The sequence below is a fragment of the Haloferax namakaokahaiae genome (assembly GCF_042663225.1).
GTDB classification, from domain to species: domain Archaea; phylum Halobacteriota; class Halobacteria; order Halobacteriales; family Haloferacaceae; genus Haloferax; species Haloferax namakaokahaiae.
Genome location: NZ_JBHTAA010000005.1, coordinates 110,159 through 136,045, shown reverse-complemented (window position 1 = coordinate 136,045; position 25,887 = coordinate 110,159). Strand labels below are relative to the sequence as shown.

General features: G+C 60.6%; 23 protein-coding genes. 8 read left to right on the top strand and 15 right to left on the bottom strand.

Going from position 1 to position 25,887, the window contains the following annotated elements; genetic code table 11:
- Positions 1 to 49 precede the first annotated feature (49 nt).
- Positions 50 to 844, bottom strand: a complete 795-nt coding sequence (locus tag ACFQJC_RS08145; protein WP_390222824.1) for a helix-turn-helix transcriptional regulator — start codon at positions 842 to 844, stop codon at positions 50 to 52.
- Positions 845 to 1,011: 167 nt separating this feature from the next.
- On the opposite strand from ACFQJC_RS08145, the gene ACFQJC_RS08140 reads away from it, so the two are divergent.
- Positions 1,012 to 1,521, top strand: a complete 510-nt coding sequence (locus ACFQJC_RS08140) for a universal stress protein (protein WP_390222823.1) — start codon at positions 1,012 to 1,014, stop codon at positions 1,519 to 1,521.
- 39 nt (positions 1,522 to 1,560) lie between these two features.
- Here the strand turns inward: ACFQJC_RS08140 and ACFQJC_RS08135 are convergent, their stop codons facing one another.
- The 6 genes from ACFQJC_RS08135 to ACFQJC_RS08110 form a co-directional block, all read right to left on the bottom strand.
- A complete protein-coding gene (locus ACFQJC_RS08135) occupies positions 1,561 to 1,791 on the bottom strand; it encodes a DUF7576 family protein (protein WP_465261420.1) in 231 nt (76 codons plus the stop codon).
- Positions 1,792 to 1,793: 2 nt separating this feature from the next.
- A complete protein-coding gene (locus ACFQJC_RS08130; protein ID WP_390222821.1) occupies positions 1,794 to 2,078 on the bottom strand; it encodes a HalOD1 output domain-containing protein in 285 nt (94 codons plus the stop codon).
- A 75-nt stretch (positions 2,079 to 2,153) separates the two neighbouring features.
- Entirely contained in the window at positions 2,154 to 7,067 is a 4,914-nt protein-coding gene (locus ACFQJC_RS08125; RefSeq protein WP_390222820.1) for a PAS domain-containing protein, read from the bottom strand.
- A gap of 484 nt (positions 7,068 to 7,551) precedes the next feature.
- Entirely contained in the window at positions 7,552 to 8,727 is a 1,176-nt protein-coding gene (locus ACFQJC_RS08120; protein WP_390222819.1) for a redox-regulated ATPase YchF, read from the bottom strand.
- A gap of 49 nt (positions 8,728 to 8,776) precedes the next feature.
- Positions 8,777 to 9,661: a DUF4349 domain-containing protein gene (locus ACFQJC_RS08115; RefSeq protein WP_390222818.1), complete on the bottom strand. Its 885-nt coding sequence runs from the start codon at positions 9,659 to 9,661 to the stop codon at positions 8,777 to 8,779.
- Positions 9,662 to 9,719: 58 nt separating this feature from the next.
- Entirely contained in the window at positions 9,720 to 10,571 is an 852-nt protein-coding gene (locus ACFQJC_RS08110; protein ID WP_390222817.1) for a polymer-forming cytoskeletal protein, read from the bottom strand.
- 117 nt (positions 10,572 to 10,688) lie between these two features.
- On the opposite strand from ACFQJC_RS08110, the gene ACFQJC_RS08105 reads away from it, so the two are divergent.
- Positions 10,689 to 10,895, top strand: a complete 207-nt coding sequence (locus ACFQJC_RS08105) for a DUF5800 family protein (RefSeq protein ID WP_390222816.1) — start codon at positions 10,689 to 10,691, stop codon at positions 10,893 to 10,895.
- Positions 10,896 to 10,909: 14 nt separating this feature from the next.
- Here ACFQJC_RS08105 and ACFQJC_RS08100 read toward each other — a convergent pair whose 3' ends face one another.
- From ACFQJC_RS08100 to ACFQJC_RS08085, 4 genes are all read right to left on the bottom strand, one after another.
- On the bottom strand, positions 10,910 to 12,040 hold the full coding sequence (locus ACFQJC_RS08100; RefSeq protein WP_390222815.1) for a DUF3179 domain-containing protein: 1,131 nt from the start codon (positions 12,038 to 12,040) through the stop codon (positions 10,910 to 10,912).
- Positions 12,041 to 12,138: 98 nt separating this feature from the next.
- The gene (locus ACFQJC_RS08095; protein ID WP_390222814.1) at positions 12,139 to 12,825 is read right to left on the bottom strand and encodes a dolichyl-phosphate hexose transferase; all 687 of its coding nucleotides are present in this window, start codon (positions 12,823 to 12,825) and stop codon (positions 12,139 to 12,141) included.
- Positions 12,826 to 12,903: 78 nt separating this feature from the next.
- Entirely contained in the window at positions 12,904 to 13,236 is a 333-nt protein-coding gene (locus tag ACFQJC_RS08090) for a DUF8002 family protein (protein WP_390222813.1), read from the bottom strand.
- A gap of 63 nt (positions 13,237 to 13,299) precedes the next feature.
- On the bottom strand, positions 13,300 to 14,052 hold the full coding sequence (locus tag ACFQJC_RS08085) for a ribonuclease H-like domain-containing protein (RefSeq protein ID WP_390222812.1): 753 nt from the start codon (positions 14,050 to 14,052) through the stop codon (positions 13,300 to 13,302).
- A 90-nt stretch (positions 14,053 to 14,142) separates the two neighbouring features.
- On the opposite strand from ACFQJC_RS08085, the gene ACFQJC_RS08080 reads away from it, so the two are divergent.
- On the top strand, positions 14,143 to 14,847 hold the full coding sequence (locus ACFQJC_RS08080) for an SOS response-associated peptidase (RefSeq protein ID WP_390222811.1): 705 nt from the start codon (positions 14,143 to 14,145) through the stop codon (positions 14,845 to 14,847).
- A gap of 18 nt (positions 14,848 to 14,865) precedes the next feature.
- On the opposite strand, the gene ACFQJC_RS08075 is transcribed toward ACFQJC_RS08080, so the two are convergent.
- Positions 14,866 to 16,047 carry a tryptophan--tRNA ligase gene (locus ACFQJC_RS08075; RefSeq protein ID WP_390225566.1) on the bottom strand — a complete coding sequence of 394 codons (1,182 nt, stop codon included), beginning with the start codon at positions 16,045 to 16,047 and terminating at the stop codon, positions 14,866 to 14,868.
- A 287-nt stretch (positions 16,048 to 16,334) separates the two neighbouring features.
- Between ACFQJC_RS08075 and ACFQJC_RS08070 the strand changes: the two genes are divergently transcribed.
- The 5 genes from ACFQJC_RS08070 (at position 16,335) to ACFQJC_RS08050 (ending at position 21,818) form a co-directional block, all read left to right on the top strand.
- Positions 16,335 to 17,342: a HEAT repeat domain-containing protein gene (locus ACFQJC_RS08070; RefSeq protein ID WP_390222810.1), complete on the top strand. Its 1,008-nt coding sequence runs from the start codon at positions 16,335 to 16,337 to the stop codon at positions 17,340 to 17,342.
- A gap of 1,253 nt (positions 17,343 to 18,595) precedes the next feature.
- On the top strand, positions 18,596 to 19,042 hold the full coding sequence (locus ACFQJC_RS08065; RefSeq protein ID WP_390222809.1) for a DUF5805 domain-containing protein: 447 nt from the start codon (positions 18,596 to 18,598) through the stop codon (positions 19,040 to 19,042).
- A complete protein-coding gene (locus tag ACFQJC_RS08060; RefSeq protein ID WP_390222808.1) occupies positions 19,032 to 20,081 on the top strand; it encodes a tyrosine-type recombinase/integrase in 1,050 nt (349 codons plus the stop codon). Before ACFQJC_RS08065 ends, ACFQJC_RS08060 begins: the two co-directional genes overlap by 11 nt.
- Before the next feature lie 174 nt (positions 20,082 to 20,255).
- Positions 20,256 to 20,867, top strand: a complete 612-nt coding sequence (locus tag ACFQJC_RS08055) for an ArsR/SmtB family transcription factor (protein ID WP_390222807.1) — start codon at positions 20,256 to 20,258, stop codon at positions 20,865 to 20,867.
- Between the two features lie 42 nt (positions 20,868 to 20,909).
- Positions 20,910 to 21,818 (top strand): hypothetical protein, encoded by a 909-nt coding sequence (locus ACFQJC_RS08050; protein ID WP_390222806.1) that lies wholly within the window; start codon positions 20,910 to 20,912, stop codon positions 21,816 to 21,818.
- 4 nt (positions 21,819 to 21,822) lie between these two features.
- On the opposite strand, the gene ACFQJC_RS08045 is transcribed toward ACFQJC_RS08050, so the two are convergent.
- The 3 genes from ACFQJC_RS08045 to ACFQJC_RS08035 all read right to left on the bottom strand — a co-directional run bounded on the left by ACFQJC_RS08045 (position 21,823) and on the right by ACFQJC_RS08035 (position 25,816).
- Positions 21,823 to 22,719, bottom strand: coding sequence for a hypothetical protein (locus ACFQJC_RS08045; RefSeq protein ID WP_390222805.1), 897 nt, complete (start codon positions 22,717 to 22,719; stop codon positions 21,823 to 21,825).
- 47 nt (positions 22,720 to 22,766) lie between these two features.
- Entirely contained in the window at positions 22,767 to 24,872 is a 2,106-nt protein-coding gene (locus ACFQJC_RS08040; RefSeq protein WP_390222804.1) for a coiled-coil domain-containing protein, read from the bottom strand.
- A gap of 110 nt (positions 24,873 to 24,982) precedes the next feature.
- Positions 24,983 to 25,816 (bottom strand): MBL fold metallo-hydrolase, encoded by an 834-nt coding sequence (locus ACFQJC_RS08035; protein WP_390222803.1) that lies wholly within the window; start codon positions 25,814 to 25,816, stop codon positions 24,983 to 24,985.
- Between the last annotated feature and the right edge of the window lie 71 nt (positions 25,817 to 25,887).

The following is a 25,887-nucleotide window of genomic DNA, read 5'->3' as shown; positions in this document are numbered from 1 at the left end:
CGGTCGCCACTGGTATCATGTTACCTGCGAGACGTATCCCGGAACCCCGTCACTGGTCGAACACGGACGAGTCGATGGTCTCGGCGCGTTCCCAGTACTCTTCGACCGTCTGCATCGCCTGCGAGCGAACCCCGCTATCGTCCGACTCTAGCAACGCCCGCAAGATGCCCTCCTCGTCCCTGAGCAGGAAGTAGACCGTCTCGTCGGCGACACCCATCGCAAACGGTATCGCCTCGTCGGCGACGCGGAATTCGGCGTTCTCGGCGGCGACGAGTTGCTCGAAGCGCGCCCACGACGTATCGTCCTCGCGGACCATCTCGATGGTCTCCGGCGAGATGACCGCACGGAACGACTGAGACCCCTCTATCGCCGCCTCCGCGACCGTTTCGAGCATCTCGTAGTTGATGACGTAGGAGACGATACACTGGGAGTCCGCGCCGGCAGAGAGTTCGAGCGCACGTTTGAGCGGGCCGCTGGGGTCGGTTCGAGTCGGCCGTGTGATATCGGCGTCGTCGAACCCTCGGAGGTCCATATCGAGGTGGTCGGTCGGAAGCCACTCGGCGATGCTCCGGAGTCGCGTCTCCGTCTCGACGATAGACACGAGGTCGGTAAACCCTGCGGCGACGAGTTCGCCGAGTGGTGTCGCCTCGTATCGTGCGCCGTCTTTCTCGACCCACTGTCGGTCCTCGAAGTCGCTCAGGATTCGCGCGAGCGTCGGTTGTGACGCCTCCGTCCTCGCTTGGAGGTCACGGCGAGTGTGCGATTCGGCCGCCACCGCCTCCAACACACGAATCCGGTTTGGCGAACGCGCGAGGAACTCGATTTCTTCGAGGGGTTCCGCCATGCTCGTACATTTCGTAGCGGGGAGATAGTCTTTGAGGTGTTTTGGTAGAATTATTCACGACGTGAATACGTTGCAGTGTGTGAAACACATGCACGAAACGATGATTGAACAGCGTTTGAATCAATTTCTGGACAGATATATACTATAGCGACAGTAAAAAGAATATGATGGCAACTTCGTTCACGCAGACGGGAGATTCCCCCACGGTTTCAACGACGGACTTCGCACGCGGTCCGGCAGCGAGCACTGACAGCCCGTTCGACCGAATCCTCGTCGCAGTCGGCGAGGAAGTCCACGAGCACGTCGTCGAGGCGGCCGTCTCGCTGGCCGCCGCACACGGTGTCCCCGTCGATGCGCTCTCGATCGTGGAGATGAACTCGTCTATCGACCACTGGGACATGGTCGTCGAGCAACGCGAAGCCGACGCGGAAACGTCGCTCGAAGCGGTCGAAGCGATGGCCGAAGACGTTGGCGTGTCGGTCGCCAAGCGACTCCGCTACGGAACGCCCGCCGAGGAGATTTCGCTCTACGCCGAGCACAACGACACCGACCTCATCGTCGTCGGCGAACCGAACCGCAGTGGGATTCGGAAGTTCTTCTCGCCGGCGAGTGTCGCCGACGGCGTGAACCAATCGGCCTCCGTGCCCGTGTTGACGGTTCCGACACCGAGCGAATAGACCGGCGACTCGTCTGCGTGACCGAGGGCGAACGCGTTTTTAGCTCGGTTCCTCGTTTTCCACTCGTTTCGACTGCGGGTTCTCGGCTTGCCACTTGTCGAGACACTCGTCGTCACAAAACGGGTACAGGATGACGGACTCGCCGCTCAGTTCTGTCACGACGGGGTACCACTCTGTCGTGTCGATGCGCGAATTGCAGCTCACACAAGTCGTCGAATTATCTACTGTGGGTCCGTCGTTGTTGGGACCATTTCGATAATTGTTCGCCATCGTTACCGCTCGGACCGCGTGTCGGTGTCGATGTGGACGTCTCCGGCTTCGACAGTTACCGTTACCAGACAGTTCATCAATTCGAATGTAATCGCGCCACCTGGCCGTTGCTCGCCGTTCAGCGTCGGCGCGAAGAGCATATCGAGCGCCTCGGGGTCGATTGCGTTGTACAACGGATCGACCGAAATGGGGTCAGTCTCTTTCACCGCTGCGAGTGCCTGAACGACAGCCTCACTGATGTTAGGTGCCCGGGAGTGAGTCTGTGTATTTTCTACAGGGGTGCTCATTCGACTTGACGTTGGTGAATAGAGAGAAAAACGATTTACCCTCAACTGATTGAGGCTGGCACCCGCGGACGCTCACTATCTAGACGCGTCGGGTCCCTCGTCGATGAGCATCCTGAGCAGCGTCCGTTCGCCAGCCCTCAGATGGTAGTTGAACGTCGGTTGTGTAATCGAGAGCATCGACGCGACGTCCTGTCCGTTCGTCGTCCGCGGCGAGTTGAAGTAGCCGGCGAAGTACGCAGTTTCGAGGACTTCCAACTGGCGAGGCGTGATGGTCGATTTATACGCCTCGGCGAAGGACTCTTTCGTCTGTGGTGGTCGTTCTCGGTCGCGTCGGGCGGTGAGTTCGACGTCGCTGTACCGCGACTGGAGCGACTGCACGAACCCTCCGACGTCGATGTGGTGCGGGAGTTCGACGACTGCGAGCGTCCCGTCCGGCGTCGATTCCACCCGTCGTGGAATCGCACCGCGGTCGGCGAGCACGGTGACGAACATCGAAGACGACGAGAGCATCTCGAAGGTGCCGCCGTCGTCGTGTTCTGAGACGACTCGAATCGATTCGATATCCGGATGTGCGTCTCCCTCGGCGAGAATCGTCGCCGCGGTCGCTCCGGTGACGGTGAAGAAGATTCGTTGGTGTTCCGCCCCGTGGACGAGTCCGTCGAACCGAATCGTCGCACCGGTGTTGGCTGCGAGACGTGCGAGCGGACCCTGTGGTTGTTTGGTCCGCAACGCGAGTTCGACGACGCGGTCGGTGAGGAATCCCCGTTTCGTCTCGACCGAGTTGATGGCGTAGGCGATTGTCCGCCCGAGGTCTTCGATGACAGACCGGCTCAATCGGTCGAACGCGTCGTTAGCCGTCGCGTAGACCGAAAGGACGCCGTAGATTCGGCCGTCGTAAACGAGCGGCACGCTCATCATCGACTGGTAACCGCTGGCGAGCGCTTCCTTCCGCCACGGTTCCTCTCGAAGCCGGTCTGCGACAGACGAGATGACGACGGGTTCGTGCGTCTTGGCCGCAATCGTCGCCGGTTCGGTGTCGTCCGAGAGTTCTTCGATGGCCGGAAGGTAGCCACGTTCGTTCCCCGCCCAGCGGGTCGGAGTGACCGTTCCGTTCTCGACCGTTCCGAACCACGCGAAGGCGAACCGGTCGGGTTCGATAAATCGTTGGCAGATTCCGTTTTCGATCTCCTTTCGGTCTTCGGACAGAACCAACACGCGCTCGATGTTTCGCAGTTGTTCGTTGATTTCGTGGAGGTGTTCGAGTCGCGTGGCTTGCTCTTGGAGAATCTCCTCACGGTCGCGGAGTGACGCTTCGCGTTCGACGCGGTCTAACGTCGCTTCGGCCGTCGCCGCCAGGAGTTCGGCCAACTCGACGACGTCTTCAGTATCGGCTTGTTGGTCGGTGCCGCCGGCGACGAACAGCCCGTGTGTTCCAATCTGGACACAGAGTTCGTCTTCGGACTCGCCGCACTCTTCCATGCCGAAGAACTGCTTCCAGTAGGTGGAATCTGGGCCGTACTCGGTAGTATCACCCTCGGCGTCGTCCGCGGCGGTGCGCCCGACCGGCCGGAGCGTGTTCGACTGTTTATCGAAGAGGAGCACCCGAACGGGAGTGAGTCCGAGTACGTCAGTCGCGGTGTCGAGGACGACGTTCGCAACCCCTTCTTTCGTCTCTGCGGTGAGTAACGCTTGGCTCGAACGGTGGAGCGCGGTGAGCGTCTGTTCGTGCTGCAAGCGGTCCGAGACATCGACCGCGAGGGTGATGACTTGCGTGGGGTCCCCTTCGTCGTCGAATATCGGTTCTATCCACGTTTCGAAGTGGCTACCCATGTAATAAAAGACTCTGTGAACGTGCTCGCCATCGAGTGCCGACTCGAACTGTTCGAGAATCTCCGGTTGGTCGCCGAACAAATCGGACATGGAGTTGCCGACCGAATCGCCGGGTTCCCGACCGAGCAGTTCGAGTCCCTGCCCTTCGGAGAGCGTGACGATTCCATCTGCATCGAACACTGTTTGGACGACGGGTGCGTTCTCGACGACGGTCCGGAGTCGATTTTCGCTCTCTCGAAGCGCCCGTTCGTTCTTCACGCGGTCGGTGACATCGACCGCGACGCCGATAACGTGTGTAAGCGTTCCGTCGTCGTCGTACACCGGTTCGAACCACTCCTCGAAAGTCAAGTCATCGACGTCCACGAACGTGTGTAATTCCTCGCCCGCAGTTACTCGGTCTACGAGTTCGATGATATCGGGATAGTCAGCGTACAGGTCGTACACAGACTGGCCAACGACCTGACCGGGTTCCAGACCGAGTTGCGAAAGCCCCCGCCCTTCAGAGAGCGTGTAGACACCGTCAGTGTCCCACATGAACACGATGAGTGGTGCGTTCTCGATGACACTCCGAAGACGCATCTCGCTCTCTTCGAGTGCGTGTTCGCGCTCTTTTCGTTCCGTGATATTGACGACGATGCCGGTCATCCGCGTCGGCTCGCCGGATTCGTCTTTGTAGACGTGTCCGCGACCCTCTGCCCACCGTACCTCGCCGTCGGGGAGCAAGATTCGGTGTTCGACGTAGAGGCTCGACGTCTCGAACGCGTTCTCGATTTCGGCTTGGACCATCGAAACGTCGTCCGGGTGAATCCGTTCCAGATAATCCTCGTACCCCCCTTGGAAGTCGTCCGATTCGATTCCGAACAGCGTGCTCGTGTTACCGCGCCAGATGACGCGGTCATCGGTGATATCCCACTCCCAGACGCCGGTGTTCGTCCCGTCGAGGGCGAGTTCCAGTCGCGTTTTCGTCTCTTCGAGTTCCTGTTCACGCTCGCGGCGCTCGGTGACGTCTGAAGTCACACCGAGCAATCTGACCGGTTCGCCCGTCTCGTCGGTATAGATTTTTGCACGGGACTCCGCCCATCGTACCTCGCCGTCGGGGAGTACGAACCGGAACTCGACGACGTACGGCTTCGAGTCGGTCATCGTTTCGTCGATTTGCCGTTCGAGGACGCCCACGTCCTCAGGGTGAACCAACTCGATGAAGTCGTCGAAGGTTTCGCCGAACTCGCCTTTCTCCAGGCCGAAAATTTCGTTCGTCTTCCCCTCCCACAGGACGGTCTCAGATCGAATATCCCACTCCCAGATTCCGGTGTTCGTCCCGTCGAGGGCGAGTTCGAGTCGCGTTTTCGTCGCTTCGAGTTCCTGCTCACGCTTCTTTCGCTCCGTGACGTTCGACGAATACACCGAGAGGCCGGATTCGGAGGGGTACAACGCGATTCCGTTCCAAACGTCTATCTCTTCGTGGTAGATTTCGAACGTGATGGGTTGTTGTGTCTCGAACGCGCGTTCGTATTCTGCTATCATCTCGTCTTTGAACACCTCGGGAAAGACGTCGTAGATGACTTCGCCGACGACTTCGTCCGACGAACGTCCAGTTCTCTCTTCCATTACCGAACTCCAGTAGACGACGCGCCAGTCGTTGTCGAGCGAGTAGAATCCGTCAGTAATTCGGTCGAACATCTCGTCCAGTTCGGTTTCGAGCAGTACTTGCTCGGAGACGTCTCGGGAGTAAAACGTGATGCCAGAGTCAGAGGGGTATCCGCGGGCTTCGACCCAGATACCGTAGTCCGGAGCGAGGTCGAGCGAGACACCGGGTTCGCGCGTCTCCATGACCTCCATCGCCATCGAACCGAACTCCGACTCGCTCGCGCCGGGGAACACATCCCAGAGCGTCTCACCGATTATCTCTTCGGTGGGTCGGTCAGCGAACTGCACCGCCGCCTCGTTTGCGAACGTAAACCGCCAGTCGTTATCGACGCCCCACACCATATCTGCAACTCGGTCGAGAACGCGATTCTTCTCGTCGCGTTCGGCTTCGAGCGTCACTTGTTCGGAGACGTCGCGTGCGTAGACCGTGACGCCGTTTTCGGAGGGGTAGATAGTCGATACGAGTGACCGACCGAGGTGCGGGATGTACTCTCGAAGCGACTGCACCTCCTGCGTTTCGAACGCTCGGGTTACTCGCTGGTGAAGTTCGCTCTCTCTCGCATGGGGGAACACTTCCCAGATGGATTCGCCCAAGAGCCTCATCGGCGGTCCGAAGTCGCCGGGTCGAAGTCGGGCCATCTGGCGTGTCACGCGATTCGCGTAGGTGAATCGCCACTCCTCGTCGAGCGAAAAAATGCTGTCGTTCACCCGGTCGAGCGCTTCGTCGCGTTCGCGTTTCGTCGCATCCGCTTCGGCCTCCAACTGCTTTCTGCTCGACAGGTCGTGAACCACGCACACCGTACCGTTGTACTCACCATTGGTGGGAGATTGGGAGACGAGAAGCTCCACCGGGGTGACGGCCGACTGGTCGGAGACGACGGTCTCGAATCGCCCGATTGCTCCGTGTTGTAACTCCTGGCGTAGGTCCATCGCCCGTCCAATCACGTCGTCATCGAGGACGACAGACACCAGTTCGCCGACGAGTGCATCCGGTTCCTTTCCGACCAGCTCGGCGAACGCCTCGTTCACCAGGACGAACGACCCGACTTCGTCGAGGATAAACACCCCGTCTTGCATCGTCTTGGTGATTGCTTCGAACCGTTCGAGGTCTTCTCCCCGGCGAACTTCGTCCGAGATATCACTCGAATAGACGACCACACCGTCGTCTGTGGGATACACTCGCGTCTCGAACCACACGTCGAGCGGTTCGTAGTGCTCTCTGAACTCGACCGATTCGTGGGTTTCGAGCACGCGCGAGATCTCGTCCACGAGTTGCGACTCCTTCGCCAGTGGGGATGCATCCAAGAAAATATCACCAACGAGGTCACCGCTGTAGCCGAGTTGACGGCAGTTTTCGAGCGCAGTATCGTTCGCATAGACGACGCGTGTGTCGGTATCGAGTAGAAGGATAGAGTCAGTGGTACAGTCCAGCAGAGACAGTATATCGAAATCTGAACTCTGCCTAGCCCTATCCCATCTATTATTTTCACCACCAGAATGTGTACCCGGCATTACAGTTCACTCACAGTGGTCTAGCGCCGAGTGGTATTGACCTATGCTGTTGTCACTCTAGACTGTTAGTCTCCGAACCCGGCGAAATCTCACTTTTGAGTGAAAGATAATATACGAACTCCAGTGGTCTCCATAGACGTGGGATGAGCAACGTACCGGATGTGGCTCCCGTTGCATCCAATCGGCCCAAGCATCAACCACGCAGTCTGATTGGGGACGGGGAAGAACGGCTTGTTCAGGCCCACGCTACGGGGCATCGACTCAGAGGCACCAAATCCAACACCAACCTTCGACCACCAGAGGCTCGAAACGACGGGACCAACCGAACCGATTCGGGCGGTTCGGTTTTTCATCGATACCTCTCATCAGTGAGTATCGTCAAAGTCAGTTTGATATAGCAGAATGGGATTTATGAGTCCGAGCTGCGACACCCACGAATCGACCACGAGAGCGCGTCTAACCTGACAGAAAGAGCGAACAGCCGCTATTTCGCGGTGGAGACGATTTTCACCACGTCGCCCTCGCTGAGTTCGTGGTCCTCGGCGATTCGACGTTTCGCCCTCGCATCGACGGCGTGGAGGTAGCCGTCGCCGATATCGGAGTGGACAGCGTAGGCTAAATCTCGGGGCGTCGAGCCGCGGGGAAGCAAGAACGCGTCGGGGAGCACGTTTCCGGTCCCATCGGTCCACTTCGATTCGTTTTGCACCGGATAGACCGTGATGTGGTCCAGTAAGTCGTACACGGCGGTGTTCAGGGCCGACTGAATACCCGTTCCCTCGTACTCGTCTATCAGCTGTTGGATTCGTCGCAGTCCCTTCTCTTGGGCACCGCTCACCTCGCCCACGATTTCGAACTCGTCGTCGCCGGAGTGATACGAGATGACCCCGGCATCCGCCGCCCGTCGAAGTGCGAGTTCGCCGTCGGCGGTGGCTGGAATGACCGGTTTCCCCGTCTCTGCGAGGCGTTCGAGGTTCGATTCGGGGGCGATGTCCACCTTGTTGGCGACGAGGATAATCGGCTTCGTACGCCGTCGAATCGCGCGAGCGAGCGTCAGTCGGTCATCGTCGGTCCACTCCTGCGGGTTCGATGGATACTCCAGTTGCCGAAGGACGACGGCGATATCGTGTTCGCGTGCGCCGACGCCGGTCAAGAGGTCCGAAAGCGCGTCGTCGAGGTCGAAATCGGGGGAGCGCGACTTGCGAATCACCGACTCCCAGTTGCGGTCGATGATACCTGCAAGCCAGCGTTCGAGTTCGTCTTCGATGAAATCGACTTCCTCCACCGGGTCGAACGACCCGACTTCGACGGGGTCACCCTCTGCGTTCGTCCCGCCAGAAGCGTCCACGACGTTGATGATGGCGTCCGCGTTGGTGAGTTCGTCGAGAAACTGGTTGCCGAGTCCGCGGCCTTCGTGCGCGCCGGGGACGAGTCCGGCCACGTCAACGAGTTCGACGGGGACGTAGCGAATCCCGTCTTCGCAGTTGCCACAGCGTTCGTCGCGGTCGAGACAGGGACAGCGGGTGCGAACGTACGAGACGCCGCGATTCGCGTCGATAGTCGTAAACGGGTAGTTGGCAACGTCCACGTCGGCGAGCGTCGCCGCCGTGTAGAACGTGGATTTGCCGGCGTTCGGCTTACCGGCGAGTGCGAGAGAGAGCATATCTCGACAGACGACACGAGGGCGGAAAAACGCTCGCCGCGGTGTGAGGCTACGTTCGCAAGCGACGGAGGGCGCGCCGACCGACGAAGACCACGCCGCTGCCGAACAGGGCGAACAGACCGCCGAAGACGACGAGGTACGGGAGGGCGTAGGCGAGCGCGACCACCAGTGCGCGGAGCGTCACGAACGCGCCGTCGATAGATTCGAGGAACGCCTGTAGGACGGGCACGTCGTACCACTGGGCCGGTCCGGGCGGTTGCTCGGAGAGACTGACCCGAACCGTCGAGAGCGCGACTCGGTTTTCGAGTGACGCCTGCTGGGCTTCGAGGCGCTCGATTTCGGTCTGGACTTCGGTGAGTCGCGCTTCGACCGCGAGCACGTCTTCTGTCGTGTTCGCGTTCTCGTAGAGTTCGCGGAGGCGGTCACGCTGGACGCGCAGGTTGCTCAGGCGCGCTTCGATATCGACCAACTGGTCGGTCACGTCCTGCGAATTCGTCTCGACGCGTTCGACTTCACCGACCTCTTTCATGTCGGCCACGAACGCCTCGAAATCCTCGGATGGGACGCGAACGACGAGCGTCCCAGAGCGGTAGGTGCCGCCGCTACGTCGGTTGATACGCTCGTCAGAGTCACTGATGTATCCGCCGTAGGACGAGGCAGTGGATTCGACCTCGCTCTGCGATTGCGAGAAGTTCTCGACCGACAAATCGACGTAGCCGTTCTTGATGACCGCCCGTTGCTGTACTTGAAGCGAATCGACCGACTCCTCTGCGTTCCCGCCATCGCCACCACCAGTCTCCACTGTCCCTTCCATGTCCACAGCCGCGGAACCACCGCTCTGGGCGCTGTCACCACCGCCACCGGAACCAGCCCCGGTACACCCCGCGAGAAGCACCATGAGGGCGACGAAAATTAGTTTCAATCGCTTGTCCATACATTCCTCTCTCCAAGAGAGAGATTAACCCTTGGGGAAGCGCAAAAATCGACTGTCGTTATTCCTGTGTGCGCGAGAGATTCGACCGATGGATGCGCATCTCGCCGCGGGCGCGCATGGTTCCGTCCACGAGCGCGTCCTCGTCGAAGACGAGGTCCTTACACGACACGTCGCCGAGGATGCGGGCACCGCGCTTGATGTGAACTTCGCCGTTACGCGTCGTCACGTCGCCGTGGATACGGGTTCCGGGACCGACGACGATGTCGTCGCGGGCGCGGAGACTCCCGAAGACGTTGTTGTCCGCCCCGAGTTCGATACTTCGCGCGCGAATGTTCCCGTGAATCCGGCAGTCGTCGCCGACGAACGCGGGGGTCGAAACCCGCCACGAGTCGTCGGAGACGGTCGCGTTGCGCGGGATGATAAGCGGGTCGTGCGGCGAGTCGCCCGAGATGGATTCGGCGAGGTCGTCCGCGGCGTCCTGTTCGCCCAGTTGAAGCAGTTGCGAGAGGACGATGAAGTAGAACACCAGCGTCGGCACGGGATTGCGGATGACGATCCAGCCGTTGGCCTCGAACCCCTCGGCGATATCCACGTCGTCGCCGATATCGAGGTCTCCAGACACCATGAGTCGGCCGCCGATATGGACGCGCTCGCCGAGGTAGGCGTCTTTACCGACGAGGACGTTTCCCGCCACGTCGTCGAGTAAGTCGAGTCGGCAATCACCCTCTGCTTCGATATCGCCGCCAAAGGTGACGCGCTCGCCGGCCACGACGTTCCGACCGCGGACGCCGAATTCGACGGTGCTTTGGCCACCGATGAGGACGTCGCCGTCGGTCACGAGGTCGTGTTCTTCGACCGTCGTTCCGTCCGGGACTTCGAGCGATTCGAGTGGGTCCGTGCCGAGTGACACGCTCCGAACGAATACGCGGGAACTAATAAACCGTCCGCAAGACACATGTCATACATACGCACAGTAGGTGCGGAACGACGACGTGTGTTTAAATACTCGGAGGAACGAGAGTGAGCTATGACGGTCCTTTCTTTTGACGATGCAGGCGTCGATGTCGTGTACGAAGGCACCGAGTTCCGTCTCGAAAAGCAACTCATCGAAGAGGCCACGGGGAAGGCCTACCCCGACGTGACAGACCACGAGGTGCTGAAAATCGTCGAGAAGAATCCCTCGCTCGGCGGTGAGGCTCGGCGTATCAAGGACATCCTGAAGTCCGCGAAGTAAGCCGCTCCAGCAAGTTATCGCCCGTAAATCTCCGTCTCCGGATTGAAATCCGCCCACGCGAACCAGAACATCGGCGAGCGGTCGTTCGCCCGCGACAACGTCGTTCCCTCGTGTGGGCCATCGAGTGAACGGCCAGTGAGCAGGTCCCAGCGCGACCCGCCACCGACCAATCGAGACCCGTCGCGTTCGAACTCGATTGCTTCGCCATCGACGCGTCGCACGTAGGCGACCAGCGAGCCATCTGCCGAGGCGGCGACGACCACGGGGACGTCTCCAACTCGGTCGTTGACGACGCCTTCGCTCGAAACCGTATCGAGCGGGTAGGCTCGTGCGACGCCACCTGCGGTGATGCCGACCACAGACGTTTTCGGGTGCAGTCGCTCGTCTACCTCCTCGTTGTACCCGATTCCAATGGAACTCGATTGCTGATAGCTGGTGTAGGGGTTGACCTCGTACCGACGGGTCTGCCGCCCGCGAATCGTCCCCGAAACCGGTGGTGGAACGAGCACTTCGGTCTCTGGATGTGAGGCTTTCCACTCGCCCCACGTAGAGATAGTCGCCGGCAGGAGTGAAAGCCGGTCTCCGGTGCGTTCACCCCGGATTGCCGTGGCGAGAACCTGACTCCACAACGAGTTCGTCCGGTCGTCGTACATCACGAGGTCGGACATCCACAACAGTCCAGAGACGCCGAAGTAGACGGTGTCGCCCGCGACGACCCGCTCGGCGACGACGGCGCTTCCGCAGAGCGGACAGTAGGTGACGACGACGGGCCGGCCGTCGAACGTGTCGTTGACGATTTCGTGCCAGTTCAGCACGGCGAGCGGGTAGGCTCTCGAAATCCCATCGAGTTCGACGCCGACGACTTCGAACGAGTCTTCGAGTTCGACCGGAACCTCGTCGAACCCGCTCCAGTCGGTCGAAAACGAGGGCGAGGTAATCGCGGGGATGGCGTCTTTCGGCGCGCCGCGTCGAAGTTCGTCTTCCGGGATTGGAAGGTCGAACGCACCCGCACGTGCGACCGAGTCGCCGTCGGTCGAATCGCCATCCTTTGCCGTCCGCTCGCCGGCGACTGGCGGGTCGCTTCCGAGACACCCAGCGAGACCAACGACACACCCGCACGCGGCGAGAACCCGACGACGGTTCATACGGTGAATTCGAGCGTTTCACCCATGAATCACGTGCGGTTTGGTGTCGATGTGCACGACCGCAAAACAGCTAACACCGGGCCGCAAGAGCGTCGAACCTACCAGCGAGCGCGCTCTTCGAGACAGACCTTGACGATAGATTTCGCAATCGCCGCCCCGCCGCTGAAGGGGTCGAGTTTGGTCTCACCCGCGCGTTCGCGGTAGGGAATCGGAACCTCTGCGATTTTGTAGCCGCGCATCGCGGGTCGAAGGAGCAGTTCGGCCGAGAGGCCCGTGTTCTCGGTCCACTCGATATCGTGCAACAGGTCGCGTCGATACGCTCGCATGCCGGTCGTGGTATCGTGAACCGTCGCGCCCATCAGGAAGCTCGCCAGTCGTGCGAAGCCGACGTTGCCCCAGCGGTTGAGCGTCGGCATCGTCTCGGCCCCGGGCGAGATTCGGTCGCCTGAGACGACGTCGTACCCCTCGTTGATGAGTTCGAGAAATTTCGGGAGGAACTCCATCGGGTAGGTGTCGTCGCAGTCGGTGGTGACGACGACGGGGCGGTCGGGCGTCAAGACGGCTTCTTTGACGGCGACACCGTAGCCCTGCGGTTCCTGTTCGACGACGCGCGCACCCATCTTCCGAGCGATTTCCGGGGTTCGGTCGTCGGAACCATCGACACAGACGATTTCGGCACGGCCGTCGGTGATGCGGTCGATATCGGCCAAAACGGACCCAATCGCTTGTTCCTCGTTGTAGGTCCCCATGACGACCGCGAGGTCGTCGAACGTGTACGTGCTCATTAGGCGCGCTTGTCTGCGGTCGCTCTTGAATTTTTAGGTTTGCCAAAACGAGTAGCGAGTACGAATACGACAGGAAGTTTAGCTCAAGCCGCGCGTGTCGGGTTCGTCTTCGAGTTGCTTGGCCTGCTGGATGAGAAAGCTCATCAGTTCTTTCGCCGACCCCTCGACGTCCTCGAGCGAATCGGTGGATTGCCCGCTGACGCGAACCGAGAGTTGGTACAGGTCGAGTTCGACGTGCGGCACCGTCTCGTCACCGTTCGCATCAGAATCGTCGTCGTCTCCACCGTCGGCCGCTTGGGCCACGATGTCCTCGCCATCTACCGCCTCGGCCTCCGCATCCGCAGCGCCCGACGATTCTGCGGCATCCGTGGTGGACGCGGCCGCGTCGTCAGACGCAGAATGGGTCGTCATGTGCGCCGCGATGGAGGCAACGGGCAAAAAGGCGATGGTCCGCCGTGGTTCCTGCTAGTCAGCTTACGAATCGCTCAGAACATCGCTCCACGCGCGGTGGTGGAGTTGCTCTGTCACCGTCTCCATCAACCGCTGGAGGTTCACCGTGTCCTCGCGGTTGTACGAAATCAGCGTCTCCAACGAGGCGTCGTCGCCGCGCTCGTACTCGTGCCACAGGCGAACCGCGTCCCGACCCGAGATATCCGGCCGGTCGCGCTCGATGCCGACGTCCTTCTCGATTTGCTTGAGCCCGCCGCTCAAATCGAGCGTCTTGCACGGGTACATCAGGTCGATGTGCGGGAGGTCGATAGAGAGGTCGAACGACGTTTCGAGGAACGGCACGTCGAATCGCGCGCCGTTGAACGTGGAGATGAGCGTCGCGTCGGCGAACTGCTCGCGGAGCGCGTCGGCGGTGAGGGTGTCGCCGCGGACCAGCGTCGTCGTCTCGCCGTCTTGGTAGAACGAAACCGTCGTCACCTTGTCGCGGTTGGGCGAGAGTCCGGTCGTCTCGATGTCGAAGAAACACGTCTCCTCGCGGAAGTTCTCGTAGAGTCGCCAGCGCTCTTTCGAAGGGAACGATTCGTCGAAGAAGTGGGCGTCGCCGTCGTCGAGGTGGGTCTGGGCTTCGGCGATGTAGGATTCGATTCGGTCGCCCGTCTTCGCGCCGACGTGTCGCGGGTCGAACTCGTCCCAGTGTGTCACCCCTGCCTTCCAGAGGTTCCGCTCCGTCCGCGCACCCACGCCGCGGACGGGGATGAAACTGTTCTCGATTCGCATATACGAGAAGGCGGTCACGCCGGACCCTAAATCCGTCGCAGTCGGGCGACCCAGCGGGCGTTTATTGCCGTCGAGACCGTAGATGAAGCCATGTGTGGTCGCTATTCGCTCTTCGCTTCGACGGGTGACCTCCGCGAACGGTTCGACCTCGAACCGACCCGGTCGCTGGACGCGCGCTACAACTGCGCGCCGGGTCAACACCTGCCGGTCATCACGAACGACGCACCCGACGAGTTCACGTTCATGAAGTGGGGACTGGTTCCCCGGTGGGCCGACGACGCCAAAATCGGCAGTAACCTCATCAACGCGCGCGCGGAGACGGTCCGCGAGAAACGAAGCTTCGCCGACGCCTACGAATCGCGGCGCTGTCTGGTTCCCGCCGACGGCTTCTACGAGTGGGCAAAGACAGGGAGCGGAAAACAGCCGTATCGCGTCGCGTTCGAAGACGACCGGCCGTTTGCGATGGCCGGATTGTGGGAACGCTGGACGCCGAAGACGAAACAGACCGGTCTGGGCGAGTTCGGCGGCGGGTCGCCGACCCGCGAGGCGGAACCGCTGGAGACGTTCACGGTCATCACCACCGAACCGAACGGCCTCATCTCGGAGTTACACGACCGGATGGCGGTCATCCTCGCCCCCGACGAAGAGGAGACGTGGCTCCACGGCGACGACGACGAGGCGGAGTCGCTCCTCGATACCTACCCCGACGACGGACTGACCGCGTACCCGGTTTCGACGCGGGTGAACAGCCCCGCGAACGACGGACCGGACCTCGTGAAACCGGTTGACGTTTGAGCGAGAGTTCTCAGGTGCCTACTGCTGAATCAGTGCGTTTGCTGGGAATCCCGCTCGCTCTCTCGCCGCTCGCCGCTCGTCTGCGGTGAGTCGATACGGTTCGAGTTCGGCTTCGAGTGAGTCGAGTGACTCACGTCGCTCTTGATGTGCATCGAGGAAGTCGGCGATTTTCTCCGCGGCGATATCCTTGAGTTCCCCGCTCAGGAGCGTCCCGTCTCGGTACTCACGAGCGAGTCGTTCGAGCCGTTCGTCGCTCTCTTCGAAGAAGTAGTAGAGAAGGCGGTACGACACGTCGATTTCCGGATTACCGCCCCTTCTTCGATGTTCGTCGATGCTCGTCTGCCCGCCGGAGAAGGCGTGGGTTCGAATCTTCTCGAAGACGGTCTCGCGGTCGTCCGAGAGGAGAATACTAGCTTCGTCGCCGGACGAACTCATCTTTCCCGGCCCTTCGAGGCTGGGAAGGAACTTCGAGAGCAGGGCACCGGGTTTGTCCACGTCGTACCGCTGTTTTGCGGCGATGTCGCGACAGACGCGAACGTGCGGGTCCTGGTCCACCGCAATCGGAACGAGCGTCGGGTGCCGACCCTCGACGAGTTGCGGAAGCAGGAGGTGTGTCGCTTGAACCGCGGGATAGAACGAGAGACCGATGTTCTCCGGGTCGCCGTAGGTGGCATCGACCGTCGATTGGGTCACCTCCTTTGCGAAGGCGGTTGCGAGGGGGTACACCACGTCGGCGTCCGCCGTATCGACGACGATTCGGGTTCGTTCCGGGTCGAAGCCGATAGCGAGTAAGTCCAGGAGGTTCTCGCGCGTGTAGTCGCTAATCTCTTCGAGTGAGTTGTCCTTGAGGAAGTACTTCTCGTCGTCAGAAAAGGGGATATAGACGAGTGCGCCGGTCTGGTCTTGCAGGTGTTTTGCGAAGTAAAACGGGAAGACGTGGCCGATGTGCATCGGCCCAGATGGGCCGCGACCCGTGACGATAGAGTGCGTCGTTCCCTCGCTGGCGGCGTCGAGAAACGGGTCTACGTCGCGTTCCGCGTAGAACACCTCCCGTCTAACGAGTGGGTGGGTTGGACTGGGGAACCGCGCTTTTTGTTCGGGCGAGAGCGCGTCTGCCCCGAACTGTTCGAGGAGTCGGTCGTAGTCGATGTCGCCTTCGACGGCGTACGGTGTGACGGTGAAGTCGTCTGTTGCTGGCATGTGGTCGGTGATTGTGGTTGGAACTCTGGAGTCGATACACGCGGGAATGAGAGTGAGCATCGCGGCCGAATCCGGCGGGTGAAGCCCGGCGGACTCTACGCCGCGATACTGTCCACTTCCGAAGGCGCGTGCCAACGCCAGCAACTACAGGAAGTGGACTCCATACCAGACTCAAGGAGCGTCTTACATTTGTACGTTCTGCTCGGGTGATTCCCCGCTCTTTCGAGACTCACACACCCCCACTTTTCAGGTCGTCGCGCATAGGCCGGTACAAGGAAGACACGTTCATGGACGACTCAGGGGACCCACCGACGATAGCGCACCTCACCGACCTCGTCGAGAAGGGGGCGCACGAGGCGGCGAGTTCGTATCTGAAACGATACGAGGCGGCGGAACCAGCAGAGCGAAAACGAGCCGTGCAAGCGATTCGAACGCTTGCAGACGAGCGACCAACGAGCGTCTCGCCCATTCTCCCTGCACTCGCCCCGTTTCTCACGGACGACGAGCGCGCGACCCGCCTCTCGACGACGAAACTGTTCGTGACTGTCGCGGCAGACGACCCGGAATCGGTCGTCGCCCACGTCGAACCGCTCGCCGACCGACTCGCCGACGAAGACGAGTTTTACTACGTCCGCGCTCGCTCGGCAGAGGCGCTGGGATACGTCGCCCTCGAAGACCCGGACGCCGTGGCGTCACCGGACGTGCTCGCAGACCTTCGCGTTGGACTCTCGTTCGACGAACCCGAAGTCAAAGTGAAACTGGCGAAAGCACTCGAATACGTCGCAGTGGGGAATCCACGCCGACTCCGACATCACGTTTCGAGGCTCGCCGACCACCTCGACGACGAAGACGTGCTCGTTCGCTACCACCTGTGTACGGCGGTCGCCGCCGTCGGGTGTGCCTATCCCGACACGCTGACTGCTATCCGAGACGAACTCCGCGAGCGCCTCGCCGACGAGAACGAGTTCGTCGCTGCGCGCGCGGCGGAAACATTGGGTATTCTCCGCCGGGCGGATGAATCCCAATCGCCACCCGGGGAGGCTCTCGAACCACTCGCAGACTCCGAAGACTCGTTCGTCAGGGCACGGGTTCGATTTGCGAGTGCTCCCGCAGAGGCCCGAGAGACGGACACGACCCCCGACGAGGTTGGGACTATCGGAGGGATACGCAACACGACCGAGACCGTCGCCGAGAAAATTTCGTCGCCAGTGGGTGACGAGGAGTGCCCACTCTGTGGAATCGTACTTCCAGCAGACGGTCCGCCGATGTGTCCGCGGTGTGGCGCGCCGTACTAACCGAGCGCGTGGTGTGTGCGCAGAACTTCGACGTGAAAGCTGATTCGACGAACCCCAGATTGAGTATAGCGAAATAGACTATACGTGTCGAGGCTACGACGGAAGAATTATTCGCCACAGTAGCGGGAGAGGACCTCTTAGACAGATTTTCGTCGTTTTCGTCGAAGTACTAACTCCGTTCTGGAGATAGCGGAGGTCCAGTCGGTTCAAATCAGCGAAAGTGCGGAGAGACATCGTCTCCAAATCGACCGGTGTCGAGCAGAGAAACAGCACTCGACACATGAACACCACTCGATCTCGTCGAGCTGCGAGACCCCGCGTGTATTCTCAGCCCAACGCGGAGGTGGACCGGCGTCATTGGGGGAAGATCCCCACTGGAGACCGCGAGAGCTGCACCGAGGCCCATCGATGAAGGATGAACCACCGTGAGAACGCAATCGCCTGAGTGGGCGTCTGAGCGCTTCTGAGCAGGGCAACTATCATCGGCACAGACCCGGTATTCGAGACGAAGATACTACTGCCCGAAGCCCGAATTCGAGGGGTGCTGATTCGACGCAGTAGAACACTACCAGTGCAATAGTGGGGGACAGTCGTCGTCGAAATAACCTCAACCCGACGCCATCTTTCGACCAGTGATTCGAAGATATTTTTGAGAGATACTGATGTAGTTTTATCATACAATTGGTGTGGAAAAATCATGAAATATTCGAATTTTTCAATTACTGATTCAACCCAACTTGCTCAGATATAAACTAGTCAGAATTGCTAACTCGATGTGGCAATATTCCACCGCATGTTTTTATGAATATTACCCGAATGATTTCTCGAATAATCGTCGGAAAAATAACGCGGTCCTGAGTCGGGAGGACCCTCGATATATAATATTCCATACCAATAGGCGGTGGAAATACGAACCCCGTGTAGACACATTTCCCATACGCTACTCCGAGGGTCAAAGACACACGAACAACCATCTATTTATTAGGACGCACCTCAGAATTGAGATTCAAATCCGGGTTTTATGTCCTTTGTGAAACGACACAATGTGACGATTGGCGTCTCTCGCCAGAATTCGCGGTCGAGAGCCAGTGATTGTATATCCGGGAATCTGCTATCAAATACCGATTTTTACGACTGCAGATTTCAGAATAACCAGAAAATATCCCGAGACAAGTGATTGTACATCTTCGTATAAGATACCTTATCCCGAACAGTGCCAGTAGATTGAATATCACCCCCTCCGATGACCGACCATGAGCAGCGAGGACGACCGAACGGTGGTCCAGACCTACGTTCCCTCCTATCAGAAGGCACGTTGGAAGGAACACGCCGACCAGTTGGGAATGAGTCAGAGCGAATTTGTCAGAACGATGGTACAGGCAGGACGAGCCGAGTTTTCCATCCCTCCGAAGGGCGATGAGGCGGCCGAAACCCCGGGGGTTGACGGGGGTGAAACAGGCCTCCAAAACGAGGATTCAAATCAGGATGAAAGTCGAGGAAATAATAACGACCTCTCGGAGCGCGTCATCGAGGCGCTTCGGGCCGACGAACACCGCTCGTGGGACGGTCTCGTCTCTGCCCTCACCGACGACATCGAAGACCGCCTCGAATCGACGTTGCAAGACCTCCAATCGTCGGGGAGAGTCGTGTACAGCGGACGCCAAGGCGGGTACACGTTAGTCGAGGAAGATGGCCGCTGAACAGCCCGCCGATATCGAAGATTCCGTGGGGTATTTCTTGCAGGATATGACCTACCACGGGAAGTCCGACCGGACGCGAAGCGCCTACGAACGAGTGCTTCGAGCGTTCGAATCGTTCGTCGAGAATCCATCGCAGAATCCCACTGGAACGGCCAAATCGGTCGATGAGGCGGGCCACCGCGACTGTATGGCGTGGATTCACACCCTTCGAAATCGGGATGTCTCGCCCAGTACGATAGCGACCTACGCCTCCTACCTCCACCGCTTCTACGCCTACATGGCCCAGGTCGGTGCGTTCGACTCCAACCCGATGGCGCTCGTGATGGAGGAGATGGACGAGAAAATCGACTCGAACCCAGCGCGGAGGGAGATTTCCATCGCCCAAATGCGGGGGTTCGTCCGCCAGATACACCATCCACTCGACCACGCATTGGTCGTCTCGCTCCTCAAAACGGGGATGCGTGTCGGCGAACTGTGCAACCTCGACCTTCGGGACGTGTCACTGGCCGAGAGTCGAGCGCTGTCGGGAGTTTCGAACAGGCCCGCCTTAGACGGCCGCGGACCGTCGATTTACGTCGATGCCGAACCCAGCGTCGGCAGCGTCTCGAACGGCGAGGAACGAACCGCCTCGAACAAGCGAAAGCGCTCGACGGTGATTCCGGTAGACGACGAATTAGAGACGGTACTGCTCCGTTGGCTGGCGATTCGACCGGATACGACCGCGCCGGCGGACCCACTCTTCGTCGGCACCGCCTCCGGGTGGGGCGAGCGTCTCACCCCCGATGCAGTCCACCACATCGTCACCGGACACGCCGAAACGGCGGGCTGGTATCGCACTGGCGGCGATAGAGAAGAGAACGTCACGCCGCACTACTTCCGGCACTTCTTCACCACCCACCTCCGGGACCGGACTGGAGATAGGGGCATCGTCAAGTACCTCCGCGGCGACGTCGGTGGCGACATCATCGACACCTACACCCACAATTGGGGCGATAGAGTGCGTGAAACGTACGAATCAAACATTTATTCACTGTTCTGAGTTGTGAATTCTGTGTCTTGTGGCAAACCCATAAACAGTATGTCGATATATCTAATCCGATAGTGGTGGCAAACGCTGAGCGTCCAGATTCACCGATTGTCTCGTCGAGACTCAAAGTCGTCTTTGACCCTTGCACAGGCCTTTTGCCCCTCACAGAGTAGGTCGCGCGAAGTCGTGAGTTCACTGCTCCCGTTGAAGCCAGTCGCAGAATCGGTCAACGAGCGCACGCTCGACCCACACCTCGTCGCGCTCGACGACGCAGAGGCAGACTCGCTCGTCTCGGTCTTATCGTCAACGACAGCGAGACGGTTGCTCGCCGCCGTCTACGATACTCCACGTCCCGCCTCCGAGTTAGCCGAGGAGTTAGACACCACACTCCAAACGGTCGGCTACCATATCGACCGACTCACCGAGGCGGGTCTCATCGAAGAAGTAACGACGTGGCTCTCAGCCCAAGGGCGCGAGATGGCGGTGTACGGGCCGACGTCGTCGGCACTCGTGCTCTTCGTCGGAGCAGAAGAGACGCGCCCGCAACTTCGTTCGACGCTCCGGACGCTCGTCGGCGGCATCGGGGTGGCATTTCTCGGGAGCGCCCTCGTACAGGGGTTGTGGTCGATTCGAGCACCGAAACCGGTACAGACTCTCGCTCGGACGCAACCTGAACCCTTCTGGTCGGCGCTCGTCTCGGGGTACATCGACGGACCCGGCCTACTGGTGCTCGGCGTCGGCGTCCTCTTTACGGTGCTTGCAACCGCCGGGCTTGCGTGGACTCAAAAGCGCGTTTGACTCACACAGAGGGGTAAGTGAACTCCCCGAATTAGGGAGCGTGTGCAACGAAGAACCCTCCTCTCCACACTCGGAATCGGACTCACAGCGGCCCTCGCGGGGTGTACCGCCAGCGCGAACGGTGGCGACGACCCGACCGAAACACCAACTGAGACGGCGTCCCCCACGCCCGAACCAATCGAAGCGGTCCTCGTCGAACCCGGTGAACAGTTGACCGCAGTCGTCGGCGCGAACGCGATCATCGCCGACGGTCTGGGAGATCCACATCACGTCCGCCTCAGGAACGACATCGATGCGCCGTGGTTCGTCAGTATCGACGTCTCGCCCCCGCTCGTCTCCGGCCACGCCGAAACGTACGAAGTCCGTCCCGAGGCAGAAGTCGTTCTCACGTTCCCGGTTCCCGCTGAGTACGACGTTTCGGTCACCGACGTGCAATCGACGGCGACGACCACCGCGACGATTACGCCGTCCAACTTCGACTGTAACCAGTCGTCCACGGTGATTTCACCCGACGGTGGTGAGCTTTCAGTTCAGACACTCTCGACGCGGATGGCGTGTGCTCCACCGACGATAACCGAGGAGACACCGTTCTCGGTCACGCTCGGGGACGGTTCGCTTCCGGACGACGAGGCGACGAAACCCCAGAGCGTGATGGTCTCGAACGCGACAGACACGGCTGAAACAGTCGAGTTCTCGATTTCGACCACCGACGAACAAATCGTCTTCGGCGGGACGTACCGACTCGAACCGAACGCCCGCCTCGAAGTCTCGCTCACCGAAGTTCGAGGAGTCGTCGCCGCTGTCACGCGAGCGGACGGCGAGACGACCGAATCGGTCTCCATCAGCGAATCCCAGTTCGACTGCAACAGTTCGACGACGGTGCTCGCGCTCGTTGAAGACGAAATTCAGGCACGAACGCGCTCGACGCTGCTGTTCTGCGGAGAGGAGTAGAGAGTTAGATTCGGAGTGCGGTCTCTAACTCGGGGCCGGCGACGATTTCCTTGACGGCTTCTGCGGCCTCCGTGGCCTCCGCGACGTTCTCCATGAGCACCGTCTCGCTCGGGAAGAGGTGTTCACCGAGAACGAGTCCGAAGTCGCGTGCCGTCGAACCGGTCATCGTGAGGTAGACGCCGAGTCCGGTCTCGGCAATCGACGCCTCTTCTTCCGGGCCCTCGTCAGGGTAGACGAACTCAACCTCGTCCAGACAGCGCGTGCCGAGAACGGCCTCTACGAGGCGTTCGTAGCGCGGCGAGATACAGAGGTCGCCCGCGTAGTCGGCGACGAAATCGCGGTCGAGGTCGGACTTCGGCGGGAGAATCTCGGGGTCGGCCATCAGCGTGTGGTAGACCGTATCGCCGAGTCCGGAGACGACCCGAACGTCGGTGTCCATCGGGTCGATTCGGGCGTTGATATCGGCGATACTGCCGATGCCGTCGGGGCGGAGTTTGACCACTTCTTCGAGGACGAGGTCTGCGCTGTCGAATCCGAGACCGAATTCGTGTGTGCGGAGCGCGCGAAACGGCTCTTCGCGGCCGACGAGGTGGATAGTTACCTCGTCGAATTCGAGTTCGACGCTATCGAAGACGATGCGGCGCGGCATCCCCTCTCGGTCGTCGCGGAGGAGCGTGTACTCCGGGGCCGCAGAATGAGTCAGGTCGCTGTACTCGGCCAGACGCTCGTAGACGTCGTGGTCTGGATGGGTATGGCCCTTCGTGACGGATTTCTCGAATCGGAGTGTCGAGGTGATTTCGTCCGCCACCGCCGCGGCCTCGTCGGTCGTTGCGAACCGTTCGAGAACCGCTTCGAGGGGGCGTCCCTTACGCGGAACAGCGACGCGCACCGTCTCTGTCATCATCGGATGGTCGGACTGGTGCGCTAAACAGGTTGCGTTTCGGGAAGTTACTCTTCGTCGGGTGCGCCGCCCATTCCGGTTCCGAAGGCACCGGCGAGGCGCTCGCGGAACGTATCGAGTTCCGCCACCGCTTCGTTCAGGTCGTCAACGTCACCTTTGAGGTCCTCGACATCGGCTTCGATTGCCTTGCGAGCATCGACGACGTCGCCGTCGAGCGACGCGATATCCTCGCGGATTTCGCCGACTTCGGCGTGCAGGTTGGCGGCCGTCTCCTGTGCCTCCGAGGCGTTAGATTCGACGCTATCGAGACGTTCGAGCACGTCCGAAACGCGAGCGTCGAAGTCGTCGAGTTGCTCGCGGAGCGAGTCGAGTTCGGTGTCGTATTCGGCGACCGTCTGCTCGACCGAGTCGATGGTTTCGCCGTGTTCATCGAGCGTCTGTTCGACCGATTCGAGACTGTCGCGCTGTTCTGCGAGTGTCTGTTCGACCGAGTCGAGTTCCTCGCCGTGCTCGGAAATCGACGCTTCGACCGAATCGAGTCGGTTCGAACCCGCCTGAATGTGGTTCGAGGCCGTCTCGATGCGGTCTTCCTGTTCGTCGAGACGCTCGGCGAACTCGTCGAACGTCTCGTCGTGGTCGTCGAGTCGGTCGGCGTGTTCCTCGAAGTCCTGGTCGAGGTCGGTCAGGCGATACTCGGTCCGGTCGGCACGAGCGTCCACGTCGGCGAGCGTCTCTTCGATGGAGTCGATTCGCGTCACGGAGTCATCGACCGTCTCGACGGCGTCGTCTACCATCGTATCGAGCGCGTCGATATCCGACTTCACGTCGGCGAGTTCGGCGCGGAAGCCCTCGATGAGTTCCTCGCCGGTCCCCTCGTCGTCGATGAACTCCGCGAGCGCGTCCGAGTAGGCCGCGAGGTCGCTCACGCGCGACTGAAGGTGACTGATACGAACGTCCGTCGTTCGCTGTTCTTCGGTCGCAACGGCGTCACGAAGGGCTTCGAGGTCGTCGTCATCGACGCTCCCGTCACGAATCTCGGCGGCGAGTGCGGCCGCGAGGCTTCCTTCGACGTGCGGGTCGGCGGCCGGTGCTGCGTCGTCTCGACTCACCGATTCCTTGGGCGATGAGTCGTAGTCGCCCGAGGGTTCCTCGTCGTCGGCGATAGCACGCTCATCGCCAGCCGAGTCGTCGGCGTCGTCGGCGACTTCGGACTCGACTTCTTCCGCGGCGGCGTCGATAAGTGCCTGCTCGGCATCGACGTACCCGTCGTCGTCCGCCGAGTCGTCGGCGTCTTCGGCGTCGTCGCCACCGAGCGCAATCGGTTCGTCGGCCGCGGGCGCGTCGGCTTCGGCGGGCGCATCTGTCTCGGTCGCGTCGTCGGTCTCGTCTACGGGTTCTGCCTCGGCTTCGGCCTGCTCGTCGTCCGCGGCGACTTCCGCGTCCTCGTCTTCGTCGGAGACGCTCTCTTCGGGGTCGGCAGGGGCGTCTTCGTCCGTGTCGAGAACTTCGGCGTGGGCGTCATCCGAGTGGTCCGCATCCACGTCTTCGGAGTCACCATCGTCGTCGAGGATTTCGGCGTCGTCGTGGGCGGCGGCAGGTTCGCCCTCGTCCGTGCGACCGAACGTACTCGCAAGGTCTTCGTCGGAGGGACCGGCCGACGCGTTCGCAGCGCCGTCGTCGGCCGCTTCGTCGGCGCGAATCGGGTCGCGGTTGCCCGCGAGAACGTCGCGCACGAGTTGACTTCGGTCTTCGCCGAGGATGTCGTCGATGTCGTCGGGGTCGAGTCCGTCGTCCACCGGGACGCGTTCGAGTGTCGGTTCGGTGAGGAAGGAGTCGGGAGATTCGCCGTCTGTCAGTCGGATACCGTAGACGGTGACGAGGTCTTCGCCGGGTTCGAGCGTTCGCTCGTACTCGACGCGGTGGTCCTTGTAGGCGGTCCAGTTCTCGCTCTCGAAGTCGGGGTGGAAGCCCACGCTCTCCATGGGGAACGACTCCGGAATTCGGTCGATGATTCGAATTCGTGCCTCTTCGTCGAACGTAGAGGAGATTTCGAACTTGATGGCAGGGACGGGGAACTCGTCGGCGGTGTATGCCTTGTCTACCGTTACGTCGCCGTCAGAGACGGAGACGACTTCCTCAGACGAATGACTCATGCGCGCCTGTTCCGTGACAGAGATTATAAAACATCCGGGGCGACGAACCCATCGCGGTGGCGTCACCCGATTTTCTGTTCGGCGTTTATATCGATTTTCCGTTCGAGCGGTCAGAGTTCGACCCGGTCGCCAATCTCCACGAGTTCGAGTGACGCCGGGAATTCGAAGCTCTTGGCGTGGTGATGGAGGATTTTAGGGTCAGACGTCATGCCTTTCCACATGTCCCAGTGCGACGGGAGGAGGCGGTCGAGTTGCAGGTCGCTCGCGGCCTCGACGATTTGGTTCTCGTCGCTGTACCACTTCGTGCGAACTGGGTCGCCGGTCTGCTTGTCCGCGATGTTGCCAATCGTCCCGAACGCGAGGACGCCGAGGTCGATATCGTAGCGCTCGCCGATGTCGGCGAACTCGTCGGCGGGTTTGGTGTCGCCGCCGTGGAAGAACGTGCCGGACTCGTGTTCGAAGACGTACGAGACTGGGTGGGTCGCATCGGGGTCGTAAGCGGGTTCGACGTGGACGGTGAACTCGCCGATTTCGATGGTGTCACCCTCTGAGACCTCTTCGAACTGGTCTTCCGAGAGGTCGTAGTCGTCGAGCCACGCTTCGTCGTCGAGGGCGACTTCGAGCGAGTCGTCGGGACCGACGTAGGTCGCGCCGGTGTTCTCCAAGATGGGCGCTTGGCTCGGCCCGTGGACGTGGTCGGTGTGTTCGTGCGTTGCGAGCACGGCGTCGGCTTCGGTCACGTCTGCGGGGTCGAACGGCACGGGAATCATGCGAATCGTCCGCGGTGGGTCACCGAGTCCGACGTAGGGGTCGATGTAGACGGTCGTCCCTTCGCTGCCTTTCAGCACGAAGCCGTTACAACCGAGATACCAGATTGCGACGGTCTCGGGGTCTGCGTCCTCGACCGCTCGCGGAAGCCAGTCGCTCCAATCGCTCACTGTCATGCCCTCGTGTGCACGCGGGAAGGGACTAAACGTTCCGCTCTCGACGGATACCGCGAACCGCCACCGATATT

What these genes read in the sequence shown, in the direction of transcription:
- ACFQJC_RS08105 (WP_390222816.1), top strand. Translation starts at nt 10,689, where the DNA reads ATGACGGTCCTTTCTTTTGACGATGCAGGCGTCGATGTCGTGTACGAA.
- ACFQJC_RS08090 (WP_390222813.1), bottom strand. Translation starts at nt 13,236, where the DNA reads ATGACGACCCATTCTGCGTCTGACGACGCGGCCGCGTCCACCACGGAT.
- ACFQJC_RS08120 (WP_390222819.1), bottom strand. Translation starts at nt 8,727, where the DNA reads ATGCTCTCTCTCGCACTCGCCGGTAAGCCGAACGCCGGCAAATCCACG.
- ACFQJC_RS08145 (WP_390222824.1), bottom strand. Translation starts at nt 844, where the DNA reads ATGGCGGAACCCCTCGAAGAAATCGAGTTCCTCGCGCGTTCGCCAAAC.
- ACFQJC_RS08070 (WP_390222810.1), top strand. Translation starts at nt 16,335, where the DNA reads ATGGACGACTCAGGGGACCCACCGACGATAGCGCACCTCACCGACCTC.
- ACFQJC_RS08075 (WP_390225566.1), bottom strand. Translation starts at nt 16,047, where the DNA reads ATGCCAGCAACAGACGACTTCACCGTCACACCGTACGCCGTCGAAGGC.
- ACFQJC_RS08095 (WP_390222814.1), bottom strand. Translation starts at nt 12,825, where the DNA reads ATGAGCACGTACACGTTCGACGACCTCGCGGTCGTCATGGGGACCTAC.
- ACFQJC_RS08080 (WP_390222811.1), top strand. Translation starts at nt 14,143, where the DNA reads ATGTGTGGTCGCTATTCGCTCTTCGCTTCGACGGGTGACCTCCGCGAA.
- ACFQJC_RS08035 (WP_390222803.1), bottom strand. Translation starts at nt 25,816, where the DNA reads ATGACAGTGAGCGATTGGAGCGACTGGCTTCCGCGAGCGGTCGAGGAC.
- ACFQJC_RS08140 (WP_390222823.1), top strand. Translation starts at nt 1,012, where the DNA reads ATGGCAACTTCGTTCACGCAGACGGGAGATTCCCCCACGGTTTCAACG.
- ACFQJC_RS08065 (WP_390222809.1), top strand. Translation starts at nt 18,596, where the DNA reads ATGAGCAGCGAGGACGACCGAACGGTGGTCCAGACCTACGTTCCCTCC.
- ACFQJC_RS08100 (WP_390222815.1), bottom strand. Translation starts at nt 12,040, where the DNA reads ATGAACCGTCGTCGGGTTCTCGCCGCGTGCGGGTGTGTCGTTGGTCTC.
- ACFQJC_RS08115 (WP_390222818.1), bottom strand. Translation starts at nt 9,661, where the DNA reads ATGGACAAGCGATTGAAACTAATTTTCGTCGCCCTCATGGTGCTTCTC.
- ACFQJC_RS08040 (WP_390222804.1), bottom strand. Translation starts at nt 24,872, where the DNA reads ATGAGTCATTCGTCTGAGGAAGTCGTCTCCGTCTCTGACGGCGACGTA.
- ACFQJC_RS08130 (WP_390222821.1), bottom strand. Translation starts at nt 2,078, where the DNA reads ATGAGCACCCCTGTAGAAAATACACAGACTCACTCCCGGGCACCTAAC.
- ACFQJC_RS08085 (WP_390222812.1), bottom strand. Translation starts at nt 14,052, where the DNA reads ATGCGAATCGAGAACAGTTTCATCCCCGTCCGCGGCGTGGGTGCGCGG.
- ACFQJC_RS08060 (WP_390222808.1), top strand. Translation starts at nt 19,032, where the DNA reads ATGGCCGCTGAACAGCCCGCCGATATCGAAGATTCCGTGGGGTATTTC.
- ACFQJC_RS08125 (WP_390222820.1), bottom strand. Translation starts at nt 7,067, where the DNA reads ATGCCGGGTACACATTCTGGTGGTGAAAATAATAGATGGGATAGGGCT.
- ACFQJC_RS08135 (WP_465261420.1), bottom strand. Translation starts at nt 1,791, where the DNA reads ATGGCGAACAATTATCGAAATGGTCCCAACAACGACGGACCCACAGTA.
- ACFQJC_RS08045 (WP_390222805.1), bottom strand. Translation starts at nt 22,719, where the DNA reads ATGACAGAGACGGTGCGCGTCGCTGTTCCGCGTAAGGGACGCCCCCTC.